Source organism: Sphingobium xenophagum, assembly GCF_002288285.1.
Lineage (GTDB): Bacteria > Pseudomonadota > Alphaproteobacteria > Sphingomonadales > Sphingomonadaceae > Sphingobium > Sphingobium xenophagum.
Window position 1 is genome coordinate 2,788,653 of the sequence record NZ_CP022745.1, and the last position, 18,611, is coordinate 2,807,263.

At 59.3% G+C, this 18,611-nt stretch carries 24 protein-coding genes; all 24 read left to right on the plus strand.

The window, feature by feature from the left end:
* Positions 1-15: 15 nt before the first annotated feature.
* The 24 genes from CJD35_RS22460 to CJD35_RS13690 all read left to right on the plus strand — a co-directional run bounded on the left by CJD35_RS22460 (position 16) and on the right by CJD35_RS13690 (position 18,555).
* Complete coding sequence (locus CJD35_RS22460; protein ID WP_157742323.1) at positions 16-162, plus strand: hypothetical protein; 147 nt, start codon at positions 16-18, stop codon at positions 160-162.
* A complete protein-coding gene (locus CJD35_RS13590; RefSeq protein WP_095687215.1) occupies positions 155-583 on the plus strand; it encodes a hypothetical protein in 429 nt (142 codons plus the stop codon). Before CJD35_RS22460 ends, CJD35_RS13590 begins: the two co-directional genes overlap by 8 nt.
* Positions 580-1,959 (plus strand): DEAD/DEAH box helicase, encoded by a 1,380-nt coding sequence (locus CJD35_RS13595; RefSeq protein WP_216628943.1) that lies wholly within the window; start codon positions 580-582, stop codon positions 1,957-1,959. Before CJD35_RS13590 ends, CJD35_RS13595 begins: the two co-directional genes overlap by 4 nt.
* Positions 1,956-2,906 carry a DNA-methyltransferase gene (locus tag CJD35_RS13600; protein ID WP_095687132.1) on the plus strand — a complete coding sequence of 317 codons (951 nt, stop codon included), beginning with the start codon at positions 1,956-1,958 and terminating at the stop codon, positions 2,904-2,906. The genes CJD35_RS13595 and CJD35_RS13600 overlap by 4 nt, the downstream gene beginning before the upstream one ends.
* On the plus strand, positions 2,903-3,115 hold the full coding sequence (locus CJD35_RS13605; RefSeq protein ID WP_095687133.1) for a hypothetical protein: 213 nt from the start codon (positions 2,903-2,905) through the stop codon (positions 3,113-3,115). The genes CJD35_RS13600 and CJD35_RS13605 overlap by 4 nt, the downstream gene beginning before the upstream one ends.
* A complete protein-coding gene (locus CJD35_RS22465; protein WP_157742324.1) occupies positions 3,112-3,261 on the plus strand; it encodes a hypothetical protein in 150 nt (49 codons plus the stop codon). The genes CJD35_RS13605 and CJD35_RS22465 overlap by 4 nt, the downstream gene beginning before the upstream one ends.
* Positions 3,258-3,599 (plus strand): hypothetical protein, encoded by a 342-nt coding sequence (locus CJD35_RS13610; protein ID WP_095687134.1) that lies wholly within the window; start codon positions 3,258-3,260, stop codon positions 3,597-3,599. The genes CJD35_RS22465 and CJD35_RS13610 overlap by 4 nt, the downstream gene beginning before the upstream one ends.
* Positions 3,599-3,796: a hypothetical protein gene (locus CJD35_RS22470; RefSeq protein ID WP_157742325.1), complete on the plus strand. Its 198-nt coding sequence runs from the start codon at positions 3,599-3,601 to the stop codon at positions 3,794-3,796. The genes CJD35_RS13610 and CJD35_RS22470 overlap by 1 nt, the downstream gene beginning before the upstream one ends.
* Positions 3,793-4,158: an HNH endonuclease gene (locus CJD35_RS22475; protein ID WP_157742326.1), complete on the plus strand. Its 366-nt coding sequence runs from the start codon at positions 3,793-3,795 to the stop codon at positions 4,156-4,158. The genes CJD35_RS22470 and CJD35_RS22475 overlap by 4 nt, the downstream gene beginning before the upstream one ends.
* Entirely contained in the window at positions 4,155-4,874 is a 720-nt protein-coding gene (locus CJD35_RS13620; protein WP_095687136.1) for a DUF1376 domain-containing protein, read from the plus strand. The genes CJD35_RS22475 and CJD35_RS13620 overlap by 4 nt, the downstream gene beginning before the upstream one ends.
* Positions 4,875-4,970: 96 nt before the next feature.
* Complete coding sequence (locus CJD35_RS13625) at positions 4,971-6,434, plus strand: toprim domain-containing protein (RefSeq protein ID WP_095687137.1); 1,464 nt, start codon at positions 4,971-4,973, stop codon at positions 6,432-6,434.
* 266 nt (positions 6,435-6,700) lie between these two features.
* Positions 6,701-7,042 carry a hypothetical protein gene (locus CJD35_RS13630; RefSeq protein ID WP_095687138.1) on the plus strand — a complete coding sequence of 114 codons (342 nt, stop codon included), beginning with the start codon at positions 6,701-6,703 and terminating at the stop codon, positions 7,040-7,042.
* A complete protein-coding gene (locus tag CJD35_RS13635) occupies positions 7,039-7,302 on the plus strand; it encodes a hypothetical protein (protein WP_095687139.1) in 264 nt (87 codons plus the stop codon). Before CJD35_RS13630 ends, CJD35_RS13635 begins: the two co-directional genes overlap by 4 nt.
* Positions 7,286-8,527: a PBSX family phage terminase large subunit gene (locus CJD35_RS13640; protein WP_095687140.1), complete on the plus strand. Its 1,242-nt coding sequence runs from the start codon at positions 7,286-7,288 to the stop codon at positions 8,525-8,527. The genes CJD35_RS13635 and CJD35_RS13640 overlap by 17 nt, the downstream gene beginning before the upstream one ends.
* Before the next feature lie 47 nt (positions 8,528-8,574).
* Positions 8,575-10,743, plus strand: coding sequence for a portal protein (locus CJD35_RS13645; protein ID WP_095687141.1), 2,169 nt, complete (start codon positions 8,575-8,577; stop codon positions 10,741-10,743).
* A gap of 90 nt (positions 10,744-10,833) precedes the next feature.
* Positions 10,834-11,670 carry a hypothetical protein gene (locus tag CJD35_RS13650; protein ID WP_095687142.1) on the plus strand — a complete coding sequence of 279 codons (837 nt, stop codon included), beginning with the start codon at positions 10,834-10,836 and terminating at the stop codon, positions 11,668-11,670.
* Between the two features lie 54 nt (positions 11,671-11,724).
* Complete coding sequence (locus tag CJD35_RS13655; protein ID WP_095687143.1) at positions 11,725-12,987, plus strand: P22 phage major capsid protein family protein; 1,263 nt, start codon at positions 11,725-11,727, stop codon at positions 12,985-12,987.
* Positions 12,988-13,048: 61 nt separating this feature from the next.
* The gene (locus CJD35_RS13660) at positions 13,049-13,471 is read left to right on the plus strand and encodes a hypothetical protein (protein ID WP_095687144.1); all 423 of its coding nucleotides are present in this window, start codon (positions 13,049-13,051) and stop codon (positions 13,469-13,471) included.
* The gene (locus CJD35_RS13665) at positions 13,471-13,689 is read left to right on the plus strand and encodes a hypothetical protein (protein WP_095687145.1); all 219 of its coding nucleotides are present in this window, start codon (positions 13,471-13,473) and stop codon (positions 13,687-13,689) included. Before CJD35_RS13660 ends, CJD35_RS13665 begins: the two co-directional genes overlap by 1 nt.
* Positions 13,686-14,021 (plus strand): hypothetical protein, encoded by a 336-nt coding sequence (locus CJD35_RS13670; RefSeq protein ID WP_095687146.1) that lies wholly within the window; start codon positions 13,686-13,688, stop codon positions 14,019-14,021. The genes CJD35_RS13665 and CJD35_RS13670 overlap by 4 nt, the downstream gene beginning before the upstream one ends.
* Positions 14,022-14,085: 64 nt before the next feature.
* A complete protein-coding gene (locus CJD35_RS13675) occupies positions 14,086-16,026 on the plus strand; it encodes a hypothetical protein (protein WP_095687147.1) in 1,941 nt (646 codons plus the stop codon).
* Entirely contained in the window at positions 16,023-16,520 is a 498-nt protein-coding gene (locus CJD35_RS13680; protein ID WP_095687148.1) for a packaged DNA stabilization gp4 family protein, read from the plus strand. The genes CJD35_RS13675 and CJD35_RS13680 overlap by 4 nt, the downstream gene beginning before the upstream one ends.
* On the plus strand, positions 16,517-17,914 hold the full coding sequence (locus CJD35_RS13685) for a packaged DNA stabilization protein (RefSeq protein ID WP_157742327.1): 1,398 nt from the start codon (positions 16,517-16,519) through the stop codon (positions 17,912-17,914). The genes CJD35_RS13680 and CJD35_RS13685 overlap by 4 nt, the downstream gene beginning before the upstream one ends.
* Entirely contained in the window at positions 17,914-18,555 is a 642-nt protein-coding gene (locus CJD35_RS13690; protein ID WP_095687150.1) for a hypothetical protein, read from the plus strand. The genes CJD35_RS13685 and CJD35_RS13690 overlap by 1 nt, the downstream gene beginning before the upstream one ends.
* Positions 18,556-18,611: the final 56 nt, after the last annotated feature.

An 18,611-nucleotide genomic window follows, 5' to 3' on the forward strand; every position in this document is an offset into this window, starting at 1 on the left:
TGGGAGGGGTGAGTGATGTTCGCTTTCTACAACGAAATTTCCCCCTTCGCCGCGCCCGGCGAACACGGGCGCGCTGATCCCCTCTCCAGTGCGCCCGTGACTTTTGATGATCGTGTTCATGCTGCAACAGCTAACGGAAAGGCCATTCAGGATCATGCCTGACTACGACAAGATCGTGCGCGATCGGCAAGCGCTGATCCGACGCCAGATGGACGAACGCCGCATCACGGTAAAGCAAGTGCAGTATGATGGCGGATGGGATTCGCCTTCGACGGTGCTTTCCTATTTCCCGGCCGATCCCGACAAGCAGCCCGCAACGATGTCAGTCGCGTCGCTGTTCCGACTGCTGGAAACCGGCGCGCTTCCGTCCGAATTGATCTCGCTGCTGATGCCTGATGGCTTCCAGATCGTTCGCGTTCCCGAAGGCATCGACCATGATGAGGTCGAGAAGGCTGCACGCGATTTTCTCGCGGCTAAGGGCGAGGCGCACCATCCCGATAGCGAGGCAGGCCGCGAGATCGGGCCGAAGGAACATGCGCGTCTGACTGGCAAGGCTGTTGAGCTTGTGGCGGTGGCAGCGTGAAGCGCGATTATTCCGATTTTCTCGCCAGCAAGGCGATTGATGATCCATGCACTGGTATGCAGGCCATCGCCGAACTGCCGGGGTGCCTATTTCCGCACCAGCGGGACATAGTTCAGTGGGCGTTGCGTCGTGGCCGTTCTGCGCTGTTCGCTGGCACAGGGCTGGGTAAGAGCCTGATGGAGTTGGCATGGGCGCAGGCTGTGACCCGCCATACTGGCAAGCCGGTCCTTCACCTCGCACCGCTCGCGGTGTCGGCTCAAATGGTCCGTGAAGCTGAGAAGTTTGGCATCCCGGCGCACATGGGTGATGGCGAAGGTATTTGCATCACTAACTATCAGAAGTTGGATCATTTCGACCTGTCAAAATTCGGCGCGATCATCCTTGATGAGAGCAGCATCCTTAAATCGACCGATGGCCATTATCGTAATCGGCTGATTTCTGCGTCGCAGTCTATCCCATTTCGTCTAGCCGCGACAGCAACACCCGCGCCAAACGACTTCATGGAATTAGGCAATCATGCCGAGTTTTTGGGCGTCATGTCTTACACAGACATGCTTGCTACCTTCTTTGTTCATGACGGGGGATCGACGCAAAACTGGCGATTGAAGGGCCATGCCGAAAACGAATTCTGGCGCTGGATGGCATCGTGGGCAGTCATGCTACGCAAACCGTCTGACCTGGGATACCCGAACGCGGGATATGATCTGCCGCCGCTGCATTACCATCAGCACATCGTGGGCGTCGAATACGCACCGTCGATGGAAACAGGGATGCTCTTTCCAATGCAGGCCGCGACCCTGGCCGAAAGGATCGCCGCGCGCCGGGATACGGTTAAGCAGCGTGTCGCCATGGCGGTCGAAGTTACGCCGCGCGATCGTCCCTTTGTATGGTGGTGCAATCTCAACAGCGAAAGCGAAGCAATCGCCAAAACTATACCCGATGCAGTTGAAGTGCGTGGATCGGACAGCCCGGAAGAAAAAGAGCGCAAACTGATTGCCTTTTCAGAGGGTGACATTCGCGTCCTTGTTACCAAGCCATCGATCTGTGGGTTTGGTATGAACTGGCAGCATTGTGCCGACACCGGATTTGTCGGCCTCAATGACAGTTTTGAGCAGTTTTATCAGGCCATCCGACGCTTTTGGCGTTTCGGTCAGGCCAAGCCGGTAAATTGCCACATCATCGCAGCAGAGACTGAGGGCGCAACCGTCGCCAATATCCGCCGCAAGGAAATGGATGCTGACCGCATGGCCGCCGCGATGGTCATGCACATGGCCGACCTTTCGAGCAAGGCAATCAAAGGCAGTGTTCGCGAAAAGCCGAATTACGACCCGCAACAGCCGGTCATCCTCCCATCTTTCCTGGAGTGCGCCGCATGACGATCAATGCCGTCGATCAGGTCATAACCAAAGATTATGCCATCTACCAAGGGGATAGTTGCGAGATCATACGCGCCATACCCGGTGACAGTATCGATTTCGGTATCCATTCGCCGCCGTTCGAGGGGCTGTATAAATTCAGCAATTCTGACCGCGACATATCCAACAATGATGGCCCGGCGTTTTGGGAGCATTATACCTTCCTGATTTCGGAACTGCATCGCGTCACCAAGCCGGGCCGCTTGCACAGCGTTCATGTGATGCAACTTCCCATGTCGAAAATTCGGCACGGCAATATCGGTATGCGTGATTTCCGGGGCGAGGTGATCCGCGCATATGAGGATGCCGGTTGGATTTTCCATAGCGAAGTCTGTATTTGGAAAGACCCGGTTGTCGCTCAACAGCGCACTAAATCCATCCGCCTCTTGCATAAGCAGATCGTCAAGGACAGCACTATCAGCGGCCAAGGGTTGGCTGACTACATCGTTACATTCCGCAAGCCGGGCGAAAATGCAAAGCCTATTTCGGGATGCTTCGATCGCTATTCCGGCACTGATGAGCCTGACCGTTCGAAGTTCACAACGCCTACCGATGGCCGGAACTGGTATTCGATCGAGGTATGGCAGCGCTATGCTTCGCCGGTTTGGATGGACATCAACCAAACTCGCACATTGCAATATCGCGGCGGTCGCGATGAGAAAGACGAACAGCATATATCGCCGCTGCAACTCGACGTGATCGAGCGGTGCATCGATCTTTGGAGCAACCCAGGTGATACAGTTCTGACGCCGTTTCTCGGAATCGGTAGCGAGGTATATTGCGCCGCAAAGATGGGGCGCAAAGGCATCGGCATCGAATTGAAGCCTTCCTATTTCGCGCAGGCTGTCCGCAATTTGGAAGCGATGGACCGTGATGCTCCTGGGTTATTCGCAGGCATCGTCGCATGACGCCCTCCCCCACCACGCAATCAGCGGTGGACGAGGCCGGGCGGAAGGCGCGGCGCTCGTGCCTGCCGCCCTCGATCCTGTTCCTGCGCGCCAAGATCGAGTTCGACCAGTTCGACGCCCTGTCGCGCACCCGCGCGCTAACCGATGCGGAAAGCCGCGCCATGGAGCGGGCTATGCGCCGGATGCAGGATTGGGAGGCGGCGTTGTGAATGGCGAACTCACCCTGCGCCGCCACCAAGCGCTCAACCCGCACTGGTTCGACCTGATGCACCGCCGTTGGGCTGCGCCGTTGCGGGAGGCTGCCAAGGCGCGGTTTCCGGTGGCGCGGGATGAGGGTGGGAGGTTCGCGCGATGATCGAGCTTCCTTTCCCTGCGTCAATCTTGGCTGGCCATGCCAAGGGGAATGGCAATTGGGCCAAGATCAAGGCGACCAAGGAGCATCGGGAGTGGGCGTGGAAGGCTACTCTAGCCGCCGCTCCCTCCGTGCCTGATGAAGGTGATATTCGCATCCATGTCCGCCTCATCCCCGCCAATAAGCGCGGCGATCGGGTCAATTTCCCGAACCGGCTCAAGCCCTATTTCGACGGGGTAGCTGATGCCCTGGGCGTAAATGATAGCCGGTTTCTACCTAGCTATGAGTTTTGCGCGCCAGAGAAATTGGGCCGCGTCATCATCGAAGTGGAGCCAATCTGATGGCCCGCCCGATCGCAGATTACTTCCCCGGCATACTCGAACGAGCCGCTCAAATGGCGTCGTTCCAGAACCTCATCAACGATTGTGGCACCGCCGCACGTCGCAAGGAAATGATCATGACCGCTCGCATGGGCGACCTGATAACCCGCGACGAATGCCGCCTGCTGATCGAAGCTTATGGATTGGAGACGGCATGAGCCAGTGGTTCCGCATGTATGCCGAAGTTTTGGACGACCCGAAGGTCCAGAGGCTTGCCGGTGAAGAATTCAAGGCCGCACTTTTGGCTGCGATGGCTGGCGAGGAAACGGCATTTTCACCTTTCGTTGCCGGGCCTTTCCACCGCCCGCTTGCGCACGAATGGGCGGTCATACGCGCGGAAGTGTTCGCTCGCGACGATTATACTTGCACCTATTGCGGCGCGCACGGCGTCCAGTTGGAATGCGATCATGTCGTGCCTGTGGCCCGTGGTGGCAGCAGCGACCTAGGCAATCTGACAACATCGTGCCGCCCTTGTAACCGTTCCAAAAGGGACAAGCTGGTAGAGGAGTGGATGGCATGACCGCGCCCCTTACGCCGTCCGATTGCGACCTTCGCGACTTCGCCTTCATGCCCCTCGACGCGACCCGTTTGCTCGATAGCGATCTGTTTGCGCTCGCGACCGGCGATGAATTCAAAGCGGCGATGGCATTGTGGTGCAAGTCGTGGCTGCAAATTCCTGCTGGCAGCCTGCCAGACGATGACCGCGTTCTGGCCCATCTGTCAGGCGCGGGCAGCAAGTGGAAGAAGGTCCGCGCCATGGCTCTGCGCGGCTTCGTGAAGTGTGATGACGGGCGGCTATATCATTCAGTTGTTTGCGAAAAAGCCAATGAGGCATGGACCAAGAAGCAGTCCTACCGCGCTCGCTCTAAGAAGGGCAATGCAAAGCGTTGGGGATCGCAAGAGGATGAGCAAGAGCAGTCCCTAAAGGATGCTCCAGCGGTCCCTAAAGGAGTCCTTGAGCCTCCCAAGGGACAGGGACAGGGACAGAGAGATACTTCCGTTTCTAACGAAACGGCTGCGGTTGATCCTGACAAGCTGTTTTGGGACAGCGCCAAATCCTACTTGGGTCCGTCCAAGGCGAGCCTGATTGGCAAGTGGGTAGCCCAACACAAAAAGCCTGCCGTCATTGCAGCGATCAGTGCGGCGCAGGCTGAGCGCGCGGTCGATCCGGTGGCGTTCATCGAAGGCATATTCCGCAAGAGCGCGGGCAATCCCCAACCGAGAATCCCGATATGAGCTGGCAACCGCAAAAAGCCGGGAAGCAGCTTTGCCCAGAATGCTCCCACACCCGCCGCAACAAAAAAGACCCATGCCTTTCAGTGAGTTTGACCGATGACGGATATGTCTGGAACTGCTTCAACTGCGGATTCAAGGGCGGCACCGGCCCTGCACGAACGGCACAAGGAATGGCTCGCGAAACGCGGCATCCAATCCGATACGGCGGAAGCGGCAGGCCTGACGACGCGCAAGGACGATCGCGGCAATTGGCTTGTGTTCCCGTATCGGCTCGACGGGCGGCTGGTGAACCGCAAGTATCGGCTGACTTCCGAAAAACAGCACCAGATGGACAAGGGCGGCACGCTCTGCCTGTGGAACGCCGAATGCCTGCGCTCCCCGCAAGTGGTGAAGGGCGCATCGGTTATCATCACCGAGGGCGAATTTGACGCGCTGATTGCAATGGAATGCGGCTATCATTCCGTTGTTTCTGTGCCGAACGGCGCACCGGCAGAGCGGATCGACGACCCGGTGAACAGCAACCGTTATCGGTTCCTGTGGGAAAGCAAGGCTGATCTGGAGGGTGTCAAGGAGTTCATCCTGGCGACCGATGGCGACGGGCCAGGGCAAGTTCTGGCGCACGATCTGGCCGCGATCCTTGGCCCCGAGCGCTGCCGCTTTCTCGAATATCCAGAAGGCTCGAAGGACTTGAATGAGGTCTTTCTGGCGCATGGGTGGCAGGCTGTCGTCAAGCTGATCGAGGCAGCGAAACCGTTCCCCGTTCAAGGACTGCATGATTTTTTCGACTTCCCCGATCAGCCGCCGGTCAAGGGCATGGAGACGGGCATCGACGCGCTGACAGGCAAGCTGGAGATTGTGCTTGGCACGCTCACCGTTTTCACCGGCTACAGCAACATGGGCAAATCCACGGTCCTGAACACGATGATCGCCCATTGCGCCGCCCATGACGTGCCAGTCTGCATTGCCAGCTTCGAGACGCAGACGCGGCCTATCTTGCTGGATGGTATTACCAAGGCGCTGATCGGATGCGCTCCGGCTGAGTTCTACAATCACCCGCAGCGACGCGAGGCCTATGCCCACGTCAACCGCATGGTGAAGGTCATATCGAATTCACTCGATGAGGATCTGGAATTTTCGATCGACAGCTTCCTCGACACGGCCCGCATCGCGGTCATTCGCGACGGCTGCAAGGTTGTGATCCTCGATCCGTGGAATGAGATTGAGCATAAGCGCGGGCGTGATGAGACGGTCACCGAGTATATCGGGCGCGCCCTGCGTCGGATCAAAGCATTCATCCGACAGTATAATGTTTCGTTCTGGATCGTGGCGCATCCCACGAAGCCTATCAAGGGCACGAATGCACTGCCGAGCCTCTACGACATTTCGGACAGCGCACATTGGGCAAACAAGGCTGATTACGGGCTGGTCTATCATCGCCCTGACCGGGAAGTGAACGAGGCCGATCTGGCCGTCGTCAAGGTCCGCATGGGCCTGCCCGGCGAAGTCTCATCAGTGCGGGTCCAGTTCGACTATCGCACCTGCCGCATAGGCTCGCTGTAATGCTTACCGACTACATCATCTACCTCCTCACCACCCGCCCCACCCGCGCACAGGCTGGGGTCAAGGCGCGGGAGTTGGGGTGAGGCTGGATTGGGGACTGGGGTATTTTGAAACGGTTGGGAGGTGGTGATGGACATGCCGAATTTGGCAGCAGGGAGCCCACTGAGCGCGATTTTGGGCGTGAGCGGCATAGGACAGCCATTAGTCCATAGATTTCGCTCTACGAGGCTTAAATCGCCAACCACACACCAGCAGGGGGATTGAGGATGGACGCAACCTCCATCATCAAGCGCTATCAGGAGATAGGACGGCAACGCGCCCTGACCGATGACGAAAGCGCCGAGTTGGAGAAGGCGATCCGTCGTGAGGGTCCGTGTGGCGTTTACAAGCGCTGGACGATGGACGATCGCCGGGAATTGCTGATCGCGGCCCGCAAGCGCGGTGGCCTCAAAGAATATGCGGACCGGACAGGCCGTCCCTATTCGTCATGTCAGACGATGCTTCGGGACATCAAGCGGCAGAGGCGCAGGCGTGGAATAGCTTTTGTGGGTAGGTTTTTTTATGATGGGGAGATTGGCGATCCATCTGAAGTAGAAGGATGTAGATGATGGCAGCCGGCCATAAGACAGGCGGTCGCAAGAAGGGAACGCCGAACAAATTGACGGGGCAAGTCAAGGAGATGATCCTTGAAGCGCTTGATCGCAAGGGCGGCGCTGATTACCTAGAAAGGCAGGCGGAAGAAAACCCCGTCGCCTTTATGGGTCTTGTTGGCAAGGTACTTCCCATGACTGTTGCTGGCCCCGGAGAGAATGGCGAGCATGTCATCACGACTATAACCCGGCGAGTGGTCAATGCTAGCGAAGGGTGAGCTTACGATCGAGACGCCGCGCTGGTTCGTTCCTCTACTGCCTGCCGCGCGTTACAAGGGTGTGCATGGTGGGCGTGGCAGCGGTAAGTCGCATGCAATGGCCGAATATGTCGTAGAACGCTGCCTCCTTGAAAAGACCAACGTGGTCTGCATTCGCGAGGTGCAAAAGTCCTTGGCGCAGTCGGTCAAAAAGCTGATCGAAAACAAGATTGAAGCCTTGGGCGTTGGGCATATGTTCGAAGTGCAACAGGCTTTGATCAAGGCCCCCCATGGAGGGTTGATCATATTCACTGGCATGGCGAACCATACCGCTGATACGATCAAGTCGCTGGAGGGGTTTGACATCGCATGGTTCGAGGAGGCGCAGTCATGTTCGCAGCGCTCGCTCGACCTGTTGCGTCCGACAATCCGAAAGCCCGGTAGCGAATTGCTATTCACATGGAATCCTTCGCTGCCTACTGACCCGATCGACGTGCTGCTGCGAGGCGAACAGCCCCCGCCAAATGCGATTGTGGTCCAAGCCAACTATCGCGACAATCCATGGCTGCCTGATGTGCTGCGTGAAGAACTGGAATATGACCGCAGTCGCGATCCCGATAAGTTCGCGCATATCTGGCTGGGCGAGTATCAGCGCAACAGTGAGGCGCGTGTATTCCGCAACTGGCGCGTGGAGGAATGCGAGCCGCCCAATGGCGTGATATTCAGGGGCGGTGCTGACTTCGGCTTCAGCGTCGATCCTTCCTGCGCGCTGCGTTGCTGGATCGAAGGCCGGAACCTTTATGTCGATTACGAGGCGTACCGCATCGGCTGCGAGATAGACCAGCTGCCCGACCTGTTTATGGCGATACCCGAAGCAGAGCGCTGGCCCATGGTTGCGGACACGTCGCGACCTGAGACGATTAGCTATCTTCGCCGCCATGGCTTTCCGAAGATACAGCCCGCCATCAAGGGGGCGCGATCGGTCGAGGAGGGTATTGCGTTTCTCCAGTCCTTCGACATCATCGTGCATCCGCGCTGTGTGCATCTTGCGGACGAACTGACCCTCTATAGCTACGAGGTAGACGACCTGACCGGGGCCGTTCTACCAAAGCTGGCGGACAAGGATAATCACCTGATCGACTCGCTTAGATATGCGTGCGAGGGCGTCAGGCGGGCGGCCGCAATGAAACCCCCGCCAAAGCCAACCACAACCCCGGTCAAGCGCACGGCGTTCAACCGTCGCTAGAAAAGCCTTAATCGCCTCCCCCTCCCCGCTGTGCCTACCGTCCGCGCATGGAACACGACACCGCGCTTGAACAGGACAAGGCCGCCGAGAATAGCGAACGGCTGCGCAAGGTGCATGAACGCGCCCTCAAGCGCTTTGACGCAACCGCTGTTCCGCAGATGGAAATGCGGGCCGAATCCCTGCTGTCCCGTCGCTTCATCGCCATTCCCGGCGCTATGTGGGAAGGGCCATGGGGGGAGCAGTTCGAGAACAGCATCAAGGTTGAGATCGACAAGGTATCGCGCGGCGTTGACAAGATCGTCATCGACTATCGCGAGAACCGCATCGTCCCCGACTTCCGCCCTGCTGGCGGTGAAAGCGATCAGGACACCGCCGATACGCTCGATGGCATCCACCGGGCCGATGATCATTTCTTCAAGGCCCAGGAAGCGCGCGACAATGCGTTCGAAGAGGCTGTTGTCGGCGGGTTCGGTGCGTACCGCCTGACAAACGAGTATGAGGACCCGTACGACAAGGACAGCGATGCCCAGCGCATCAACCCGGCGATGCTCATTGCTGATGCTGACCAGCGGGTATTCTTCGACATCAACGCCAAGCGCTACGACAAGCGCGATGCCCGTTTCGGCTTCGTCCTGACCGCCTACAGCCGTGAAGCGTTCGAGGAGGAGTATGGCGAAGGCTGCGCGACGGATTGGCCTGAAAACCGCCTGACCCTGCAATATTGCTGGTTTCAGCCCGATATGGTCATCGTGGCGGAATATTACGAAAAGCAGGACAAGGACGAGACGCTGTACGTCCTGACGCATCCCCTACTGGATGATGAAGAGCGCTTCTGGTCGAGCGAGATTGACGACGACGAACTGGCCGATCGCAAGGCGCAAGGGTGGACGGTAAAGAGCCGCCGCCGCAAGCGCTGCCGGATCATGAAATACACCCTGTCGGGCGCGGAGGTGCTGGTAGAGCATGGCCCGATCGCGGGGGATCGTATCCCGGTCGTGCCGGTCTATGGCAAGCGGTCGTTTGTGGACAATATGGAGCGGTTTCGCGGCCATGTGTCCAAGCGTATGGATGCCCAGCGCATTTACAACGCCAAGGTTTCCAAGCTGGCGGAGACGGACAGCCTCAGTCCGAACGAAACGCCCATTTTCACGCCCGACCAGATCGCGGGCCATGAAACAATGTGGGAAGAGGCAAACATCAATCGCTCGCCCTATTTGCTGGTCAACCCGCTGATCGACGAGTCCACGGGGCAGGTTATCCAGACCGGCGCGGTCGATCGCGTCAATCCGCCCACTTTGGCCCCTGTGACGGCGGCGCTGCTCCAGATCGCGTCTGGCGACCTGACCGAAGATGATCAGGATGTTGATCAGGTCAAGGCGAACACCAGTGCCGAAGCCATGGACATCGCCGCCACGCGGATCGATGCGAAGTCGGGTATCTATATCGACAATATGCGCCGGTCAGTCGAATGCGAGGCTGAAATCTATCTCGGCATGGCGCGCGAGGTCTATTACGAGCCGGGCCGCGAAGTCGAGACGATGGACGAGGAAGGCGGCGATGGCGTTGCCATCCTGCATGAACAGTTTACCGACAAGAATGGCGTTTTCCGCATCAGGAACGACATCGCGCGCGGCAAATACAAGGTTGTCGGTTCCGTCACTGAGGCAACGGCCACGCGCCGCGACAAGACGGTCAAATCCTGCCTGAACACTGCGACTGTGGCGCAGGCCGCTGGTGACGCGGAGCTTGCCACTGTCGCGACCCTGACCGCTGTGATGAACCAGGATGGCGAGGGCATGACATCGATGCAGCGCTATGCTCGCAAGCGCCTGGTCGCCATGGGCGTCGAGGAACCGAACGAGGAAGAACAGCGCCAGATGGAAGAGGCTGCGCAGAACCAGCAGCCCGACGCCACGCAAGCCGCGCTTATGGCGCAGGCGCAAGAGTTTGAAGCATCGGCTGCATTGAAGGGCGCGCAGGCACAGAAGGCCATGGCCGACACCAAGCTTTCAGGGGCCAAGGCTGTCGAGACGCTGGCCAGTGCGGCGCAGAAAGCCGCGCAAACGGGGCAGACGGTGCGAGAGACCCAACTGGTGGGCATGGAGGCGGCAAATGCGAATGACGCTGAACCGAGGGGAGGTGATCTAGCTTCTCGCAGTGCGGGAGATCGCCCCCGGATCGCATTGGGCCGCGATCTCCCCGCTGACGCCGCCTGAAAGCCTTAATAGCGCCTCATGCCCGCGCGCCCGTAATTTCGCACCCATCGGCAACCGCCTGGCCGCAACAGGTGAGTGAATGGGTGGTAAATGGCAGACTTGGACGACGACACGCTCGACCTGACCGAAGAACTCGAAACCGAACAGGGGGACGAGGAGGAACAGGAAAGGCAGGCCGAAACGGAAGGCGATGAAGCGCCGGAAGATGAGGATGAGTTTGTTTCGTTCGAGGGTGAGGCAGCGCCAGCCTCTGGAGAAGCCGAAACCGGGTTGGTGAAGCATCTCCGCGCACAACTGCGAGAGAAGGCGAAGGAGGTTGAAACCCTCCGCAAGTCGGCCCCCGTCCCGCAGCCAATCGAGGTAGGCGAAAAGCCGACGCTTGCTGGCTGCGATTATGACGAGGAGGCTTACGAAGCCAATCTCGATCAGTGGAAAGCTCGCAAGGCTCAGGCCGAAGAGCAGGCGCGGACTGCCGAACAAGCCCAGAAACAGGCAGCGGAAGCATGGTCCGCCGAACTGCAAGGCCATCACGAAAAGAAGGCCGCGCTCAAGTTCAAGGACGTGCAGGAAGCCGAGGAAGTCGCCCTAGCCTCACTATCACAGGTGCAGCAGGCGGTGATTGTCAAGGCAGCCTCGAACTCCGCGATGGTCGTCTATGCGCTGGGCAAGCACCCGGCGAAGTTGGCCGAAATCTCCAAGATTACTGACCCGATCAAGCTGGCCGTCGCCGTTTCGAAGCTGGAAGGAAAATTGTCTGTGACGAAACGCGGTGGACCGCCTGAACCTGAACGCATCGCACGCGGTGGCGCGCCTGTGGCTCAGGGCAAGGACAAGGAACTTGAGCGGCTTGAGAAGAAGGCGGACCAGACAGGGGATCGGAGCGAACTGATCCGCTACAAGGCGAAGCTGAAAGCTCAGGCGAAGTAATCAAACTGCCTTCCCCGTCGCGATGACGGCACGGCCCATAGATGGATTTTACCCATGGCGACCAATTTTTCGCGTGAAGAAAAGATCATTTTCGATGAGATGATCGAGGGTTTCGAGGACAGCCTTGTGATCGCCAAGGAGGTGACGAAATTCACCCCGCCCGGCGCGCAGGACATGATGCGTTATGGCGATAAGGTCTGGCTGCCGGTCCCCATGATCGGATCGAGCTATGACGGTTTCGACCAGACCAGCAACTTCGACGGGCTGACCGAGACGAGTGTGCCGGTGACTGTGGGCTTCCACAAGTCCAGCCCGAAAACGCTGTCGTCCAAGAACCTGCGTAACGAATGGGCGCTTCGCCAGTATGCTGACGCAGCCAAGCAGAAGCTGTCGTCGGACATCAACAGCGCCCTGTTCGATACGGCGGCGCTGGGTTCGGTGTTCATCAAGCGCACCACGGCACCGACCGGCTTTGACGATGTGGCCGTTGCCGACACCACTTTCTCGCGCATCGGTGTCACGAACAACGATCGTTCGCTCTTCCTGGCAGCTTCGGCCTATAACTCGATGGCGTCCGCCCTCGCCAAGCCTCAGACGTCCGGCCTGACCAAGACGTCCACCGCCTACGAAAAGGGCTATGTCGGCCCGATCAGCGGCTTCGACACGTTCAAGAACGACACGGCCAAGACGCTGGCGGCGGCGACGGGCGGCTCTACCACGGTGAACGGCGCTGGCCAGTATTGGGAGCCGAAAGCGACCAGCACCGGCGCGACGGGCGAGACCGAGAATGTGGACAACCGTTCGCAGAATCTCACCATCTCGGCAACGACCTATGCGAACGTCAAGGTGGGCGACGCCTTCACGATCGCAGGCGTCAACAGCGTCAACATGATCACCAAGCAGGATACCGGCCAGCTTCAGACGTTCCGCGTCATCGGCAAGCCCTCTGCTGGCGTGGTCACCCTCTGGCCCCCGATCATCTCGAACGGCGGATCGACCATCGCCGGCAAGGAATTGCAGAACGTCACCGCCACCCCTGCGAACGGCGCTGCGATCACATGGCTCAACACCACCACGGCAGAACAGAACCCGTTCTTCGTGCGCGGCGCGATCCTGCTGATCCCCGGCTCCTTCGCGGTCGATCCTGAAGATGGCTGGAACGTCATGCGTGCCACCACGTCGCTGGGCATCGGCATCACCTATGCGCGGCAGGGCAACATCAACGACCTGTCGGTCAAGATGCGCTGGGACATCGACTTTGGCACGGCGAACATTCAGCCGCAGATGACGGGCAACATCATGTTCGGCCAGGCCTGATCTGAACTTGGGGGATTTCCGGGCGGTTCGGGGGAGCCGCCCACCTTCAAGGAGAGACGATATGGTTACGAAGAAGCAGGACGATCAGGTTCCATCGACTGAAGAAATTCAGGATGCCCGCAAGGAGGGCGTCCTTGATCGTGTCCGTGAAAGCGCAAACACGCAGGACATCGACATGCTTAAGGGTGATGAGCCTGAGCATGGCCGGTTTAGTCACGTCAATGTCGATGGCACCAATCAGGTCGAGCATCTGACTGACCTGGGGCTGGACGGGCTGAAGTCAGCGATCGATCCGAAGAAGGACGAACCACTAGCCGAGGAGGTCATTGCCAAGCTTCTCATTCTGGAGCGCAACGGCAAGAATCGGACGGATTTCGTCAAGCTGATGATGGACCGGCTGAAGATCAAGGACGTCCGCAAGGAACTGCCGCAAGCAGGTGGCCCTGATTATACCAATGACGTGTCAGCGGTGAGCAAGCTCTGATGCGCTATCCGCTCATGCTCTATCGGGACGGCCAGCAGTGCCGGGTCTGGGACGCGCATGATGTGGATACCCTTATCGTGGCCGACGCGATGGAAGAAGCGGACGCCAAGGCGGAGGGGTGGCGCGAAAGCCCTGCCCCTCCGCATCCTTTAGACCATGACATGGACGGCAGACCGGGCGGCTCGTTGCCGCGTCGCCGCAGGGAGAAAACAGCATGATCCGTCCGTTCCAGGCCGCGACCAAAGCGACCATCGCCATCGCCAACGCCACTTCCGCAAGCGCGGCGGCTGACCTGCCGCAGGAAAGCGATACGGTTGTCCTCTACAACAGCAGCACGAGCGCAACGGCCTTTTTCCGCTGCGACACTGTCACCGCATCCGGGGCAGGCGGTAGCGCGGCTGTCGTCCCGGTTCCCGGCACGCTGGGCGGCTTCCCTGTACCTCCAGGCGCGCAAATCCGCGTAGGCGTGGGCATGGGATACAAGCGGTTCAGCGTCATCGCCAGCGCGGCGGACGGCACGCTCTACATCACGCCCGGAACTGGCAACTAACCGGGCTGCCCTGCGCAAAAAGCCTTAATCGCTTGCCGCCAAGAGCCATGGCTAACGTCGCGTCATGGCACTTGCTCCGAAAATAGACACGATCCTTTACAACGCGGTCCAGTCTGGTGGACGCATAGCCTATGCTGGCGTCCGCGTGCAGGCCTATGTGGGCGATACGGAGCAACAGCTTTACGACGCGAACGGCGATACGGTCTCAGTCGTCACGACCGATGTAAACGGGCGCTATGAGTTCTGGATCGAGGAGGGGCGCTATACCCTCAAGTTCAGCTTTGAAGGCACGGAACTCAGCGCGCAGACGGAAGATATTTATAATTCGGCCACATGGTCGTTCGGCTATCCGACGCGGGCGGCTTTCGTGGCGGCTCTCTCGCTCATGTCGTCGGTCAACGCGAACGGCCAGACCGTCAAGGCGGCGGGCCTCAATTACATCCGCCAGAGCGGCGCGACAGCGATCCCCGACCTTCCGGGCTGGGTGCCAGCGTTTCCTATCTATGCGGGGCATTTCGGCTTTGTTGGCAACGGGACGCTGGCGGATACGGCGCTTATCAACACCGCGATTGCCTATGTGGGCGGCGCAGGCGGCGGGACGGTCCATCTGCCGGGTGGCACGTTGGACATCACCAACACGAACCCCGCTGCGGCTTCATGGGATAACTACCGCGCCATCTATTTTGGCGTCGATGATGTCATGCTCAAGGGGGCAGGTAAGACCGCCACCAAGTTGCGCCTGGTTGATGGTGCCGACTGCCATGTCATCCAGTTCGGGCAGCGCGTCACGAGCGTAGTGACCGTTTCCGATTGTGGCGTGAGCGATCTGGAAATTGACGGCAACCGGGCAAACCAGACCCTGCCCTCCGATCCAGATGATCATTGGGCGGCTCTGGCGGTTTCGTCCAACTGCGAACGCATCACTGGCCGCGATCTCTACATCCATGACATCCAATATTATGGTATTGGGGGTCAGCGCACCGGCATCAAGAACTGCCATTTCGAACGCATACTCATCGAGAATACCGGCGCGGATGGCATCGACTGGAAGAACGATGACAGCGACGGCTATGGCAACGTGTTTTCAGGCATCACGGCGCGCAATCCGGGGCTTGCAACGGTCCTGTCGCTTGCTGAAACAGCCTTCGATTTCCGTTCGGGCGTCTTTTTCGAGAACCTGACCGCCGATAGCTTCGCCGCCGAAGGTGATCTGGTCGGCCTGCGCATCCAGGTCGATGGCAACAGCACGGACGCGATTGCTCCGCCCTATCCGACCAGCGGGCGCGGCGTTAAACTCGTGGGATCGAACGGCGCGAGCGGCTACGGCCTCAGAATATCCGCACGCAATACCATTGTCACTGAGGTAAACGCGCGCGGCTTTAGCCAAATGTGCCGGGTTTCCGCGCCGGACTGCAAGGTCAGCAATTTCAATTTCATCTCTGACAAGGACGGTATTGTTCTGACCAATGGGACGGCAGCCGGGGCCAGCACTTGCTGCTTCACGACCGGCACCATTCGTTCAGGCACTGGCGACGGCATCCGCATCGAGGGCGTGAACACCAACGAAAACGAGTTCATCGCCGTGGACGTGCGGTCCAATACGACCGGCTATGACATCATGGCCGGGGCAGCGGACACTCGATTCATTGGCGGGTCCAACACCGGCAACACGACTGCCCTTAGTGACGCTGGCACCGGGACACTTATCACCGATGTGAGCGGGCTGCGCACTTCCGGGGAGTTTGAGCAGACGGTTGCGATCGACAGCACCGGGGTAAAAAATATCATCTTCCCGCACGGCATGGTTTTTACGCCCAATGTGAAATCGGTTGCGCTGACCCTGTCGCGTGACACGAATGTTGGCGATTGGTCATCGGGTTTCCTCTGGGTGTCGGGGACCGATGCGACCAACGTCTATGCGCAGCTTCGCGTGCTGACCGCTTCCGCGGCTGTTGGGGCGACGGTCAAGGTCATCGCCAAAATCAAAGCAAAGGCTGCGCAATGACGATCACCCTGCCCCCTGTCACGCCGACGCCATCTGACGACACGCTGCCATCGACCAGCACGAAGCGCCAGATTGTCGAGATGGCGTATGAAGAGTGCTCTCTGGCGGGCTACGAGTACAACGTCACGCCGGAAGAGCTATTCTCTGGCCTGCGCAAGCTCGACGCCCTGATGGCGCGGTGGAAGGTCTCATCCAGGGATTTGAGCTACAACGCACCGCTCCAGTTCGGTGATGGCGATCTGGACGATGTTTCCGGCATCCCCGACGCGGCGGTTGAAGGCACGGCGATCAGTCTGGCCATGGCGATTGCTCCAGCGATGGGGAAGCAGATGAGCGGCGAATCCCGCGCGCGCCTCAATAAGGCCATGTCCGCCATATCCGCCCTGTGCGCCAAGCGACCCGAACAGGGATGGAGCCGCAGCACCATCGCCGGGGCAGGAAACCGCCGCTGGGCTTATGGTTCGCCCTTCATGCCGGTTGGCAAGACTTCATGAAGATTGCGATCCTCAAGGGCATCTACGCGAGTAATGTGGCTGACTTCGTGCAAAGTCCGCCCGTCAATCGCGAGCCCGTCATCATGGAAACGGGGCTGTCGTCTGGCTATCTGCGGCCAGCACCCGGCATTGTGGGTATGGCGACGCTGGAAGGGCCGGATCGCGGCGGCATCAACTGGAACGGCACATGCTATCGCGTTGTCGGCACCAAGCTCGTCACGGTCGGACTTGGCGGTGGGACAGCGGTGCTTGGCGATGTTGGCTCAGGCGGGCAATGCTGGTTCGACTATTCCTTTGACCGTCTCGCGATCGGCTCAGGCGGGCGGCTCTATTACTGGGACGGGTCCACCCTTTCGCAAGTGACTGACCCTGACCTCGGCGTTGCGCTGGATGGGATATGGATCGACGGTTATTTCATGATGACCGATGGCGAATATCTGATCGTGACGGAGCTTAATAACCCGTCTGCCATCGATCCGCTGAAATATGGCTCATCGGAAGAAGACCCTGACCCTGTCCTTGGCCTGATCAAGGTGCGTGGTGAGGTCTATGCGCTCAACCGATATACGATCGAGAACTTCGCCAACGCAGGTTCTACCGGATTCCCGTTCGTTCGCAATTCCGGTGCCTTGATCCCCTATGGAGCAGTAGGAACCCATGCAAAGGCTGCGTTTCTTCAAACCTTCGCCTTCGTGGGTAGCGCCAGGGGCGAGGCCTTGGGCGTCTATCTCGCGGGCAGCGGCGACGCGTCCAAAATCTCCGACCGTTTTGTGGATGACGAACTCGCCAGGCTGACGAGCGCGCAGGCGGCGGCGATCATATGCGAGGCGCGCGTGGACGCGGACGAGCAACGGTTCATGGTCCATCTTCCCGACAAGACGCTGGTCTATTACGCGACAGCTTCGCAAAAGACGCAGGACCGCGTGTGGGCTATCTTTGCATCTGGTGAGGCGGCTGATGAGGCCTATCGCGGGCGCAATGGCGTCTATGCCTATGGCAAGTTCATCGTGGGCGATGCTGACGGCAATATCGGGTATATCGACCGTTCCGTAAGCCGCCACTTCGGTGACATAGCGGGCAGGCGCATTGATACCGCCCTGATCTACAATGAAGCCGGTCGCGGGATCATCAACGCGATTGAACTGACCGGACTGCCGGGACGCGCGCCGATTGGCTCCGAGCCTCGCATCTTCATGTCATGGACGATCGACGGCGTAAGCTGGTCGCAGGAGCGCGTGATTTCAGCCGGGCGGGCGGGCGATAAGGCCATCCGAATGCAATGGCGGCCCAATGTGCGTTTCAACCAGTGGATCGGCCTGCGCTTTCGGGAAGCCGACGATGGGCAGCAGGTTTTCGCGCGCCTTGACGCGGCGATACAGCCGCTTGGTGCTTGATGGTCGATACACGACCCGTCTCGCTCAATCGCAAGCTGCTTGGCGAGTTCCTGAAGAACCCGGAATCTATCCGCGCCTTCGAAAATCTGGGGCTGAACAGCGCTGACCTGGCCGATGTCGTTACCGCGATCGAGAATGTGAGCGTCCTGACGCTGGGCCTGTCCGATAGCTTTGGCAATGAGCGCGTTGTCACGTCCGATGGCGAGGTGCAGCTTACCGATGGCGGCGCAGGCGGCAATCTGACATTCGGGCTGTCGGATACCGGGGTGACCGCAGCCAACTATGGCGACGCCTCGCATCTAGTGCGCCTGGCAGTGAACGAAAAGGGGCGTATTACCCTTGCCCAGGCTTATGCGCTCAACAGCAGCAATGTGACAGAAGGCTCCAAACTGTTCTTCACGACAGCAAGGGCACGCAATGCCCTGGCCGATGGCGCGGGAATCACGTACGACAACAGCACCGGCATCATATCAGCAACGCCCGCTGGCGCTGCCCCGTCATTCACCCCCTACACCGCGCCGACAATCAGCAACCCGCCGACGCAGGCGGAAGTGCAGGCATTGGCCGATGCTGTGGATGATATGGGCGCGGCTCTGTCGTCTCTCCTCACCCTCCTCCAGGCTAACGGCAACCTGACGTAAAGCCTTAATGGCGGCGTGGAGCCGCTTTCGCCCACTGTTCCGTAAACGCGCGGGAT

Coding starts and splice junctions, on each gene's coding strand:
- CJD35_RS22460 (WP_157742323.1), top strand. CDS start 16: ATGTTCGCTTTCTACAACGAAATTTCCCCCTTCGCCGCGCCCGGCGAA.
- CJD35_RS13590 (WP_095687215.1), top strand. CDS start 155: ATGCCTGACTACGACAAGATCGTGCGCGATCGGCAAGCGCTGATCCGA.
- CJD35_RS13600 (WP_095687132.1), top strand. CDS start 1,956: ATGACGATCAATGCCGTCGATCAGGTCATAACCAAAGATTATGCCATC.
- CJD35_RS13605 (WP_095687133.1), top strand. CDS start 2,903: ATGACGCCCTCCCCCACCACGCAATCAGCGGTGGACGAGGCCGGGCGG.
- CJD35_RS13610 (WP_095687134.1), top strand. CDS start 3,258: ATGATCGAGCTTCCTTTCCCTGCGTCAATCTTGGCTGGCCATGCCAAG.
- CJD35_RS22470 (WP_157742325.1), top strand. CDS start 3,599: ATGGCCCGCCCGATCGCAGATTACTTCCCCGGCATACTCGAACGAGCC.
- CJD35_RS22475 (WP_157742326.1), top strand. CDS start 3,793: ATGAGCCAGTGGTTCCGCATGTATGCCGAAGTTTTGGACGACCCGAAG.
- CJD35_RS13620 (WP_095687136.1), top strand. CDS start 4,155: ATGACCGCGCCCCTTACGCCGTCCGATTGCGACCTTCGCGACTTCGCC.
- CJD35_RS13625 (WP_095687137.1), top strand. CDS start 4,971: ATGACGGATATGTCTGGAACTGCTTCAACTGCGGATTCAAGGGCGGCA.
- CJD35_RS13630 (WP_095687138.1), top strand. CDS start 6,701: ATGGACGCAACCTCCATCATCAAGCGCTATCAGGAGATAGGACGGCAA.
- CJD35_RS13635 (WP_095687139.1), top strand. CDS start 7,039: ATGATGGCAGCCGGCCATAAGACAGGCGGTCGCAAGAAGGGAACGCCG.
- CJD35_RS13640 (WP_095687140.1), top strand. CDS start 7,286: ATGCTAGCGAAGGGTGAGCTTACGATCGAGACGCCGCGCTGGTTCGTT.
- CJD35_RS13645 (WP_095687141.1), top strand. CDS start 8,575: ATGGAACACGACACCGCGCTTGAACAGGACAAGGCCGCCGAGAATAGC.
- CJD35_RS13650 (WP_095687142.1), top strand. CDS start 10,834: ATGGCAGACTTGGACGACGACACGCTCGACCTGACCGAAGAACTCGAA.
- CJD35_RS13655 (WP_095687143.1), top strand. CDS start 11,725: ATGGCGACCAATTTTTCGCGTGAAGAAAAGATCATTTTCGATGAGATG.
- CJD35_RS13660 (WP_095687144.1), top strand. CDS start 13,049: ATGGTTACGAAGAAGCAGGACGATCAGGTTCCATCGACTGAAGAAATT.
- CJD35_RS13665 (WP_095687145.1), top strand. CDS start 13,471: ATGCGCTATCCGCTCATGCTCTATCGGGACGGCCAGCAGTGCCGGGTC.
- CJD35_RS13670 (WP_095687146.1), top strand. CDS start 13,686: ATGATCCGTCCGTTCCAGGCCGCGACCAAAGCGACCATCGCCATCGCC.
- CJD35_RS13675 (WP_095687147.1), top strand. CDS start 14,086: ATGGCACTTGCTCCGAAAATAGACACGATCCTTTACAACGCGGTCCAG.
- CJD35_RS13680 (WP_095687148.1), top strand. CDS start 16,023: ATGACGATCACCCTGCCCCCTGTCACGCCGACGCCATCTGACGACACG.
- CJD35_RS13685 (WP_157742327.1), top strand. CDS start 16,517: ATGAAGATTGCGATCCTCAAGGGCATCTACGCGAGTAATGTGGCTGAC.
- CJD35_RS13690 (WP_095687150.1), top strand. CDS start 17,914: ATGGTCGATACACGACCCGTCTCGCTCAATCGCAAGCTGCTTGGCGAG.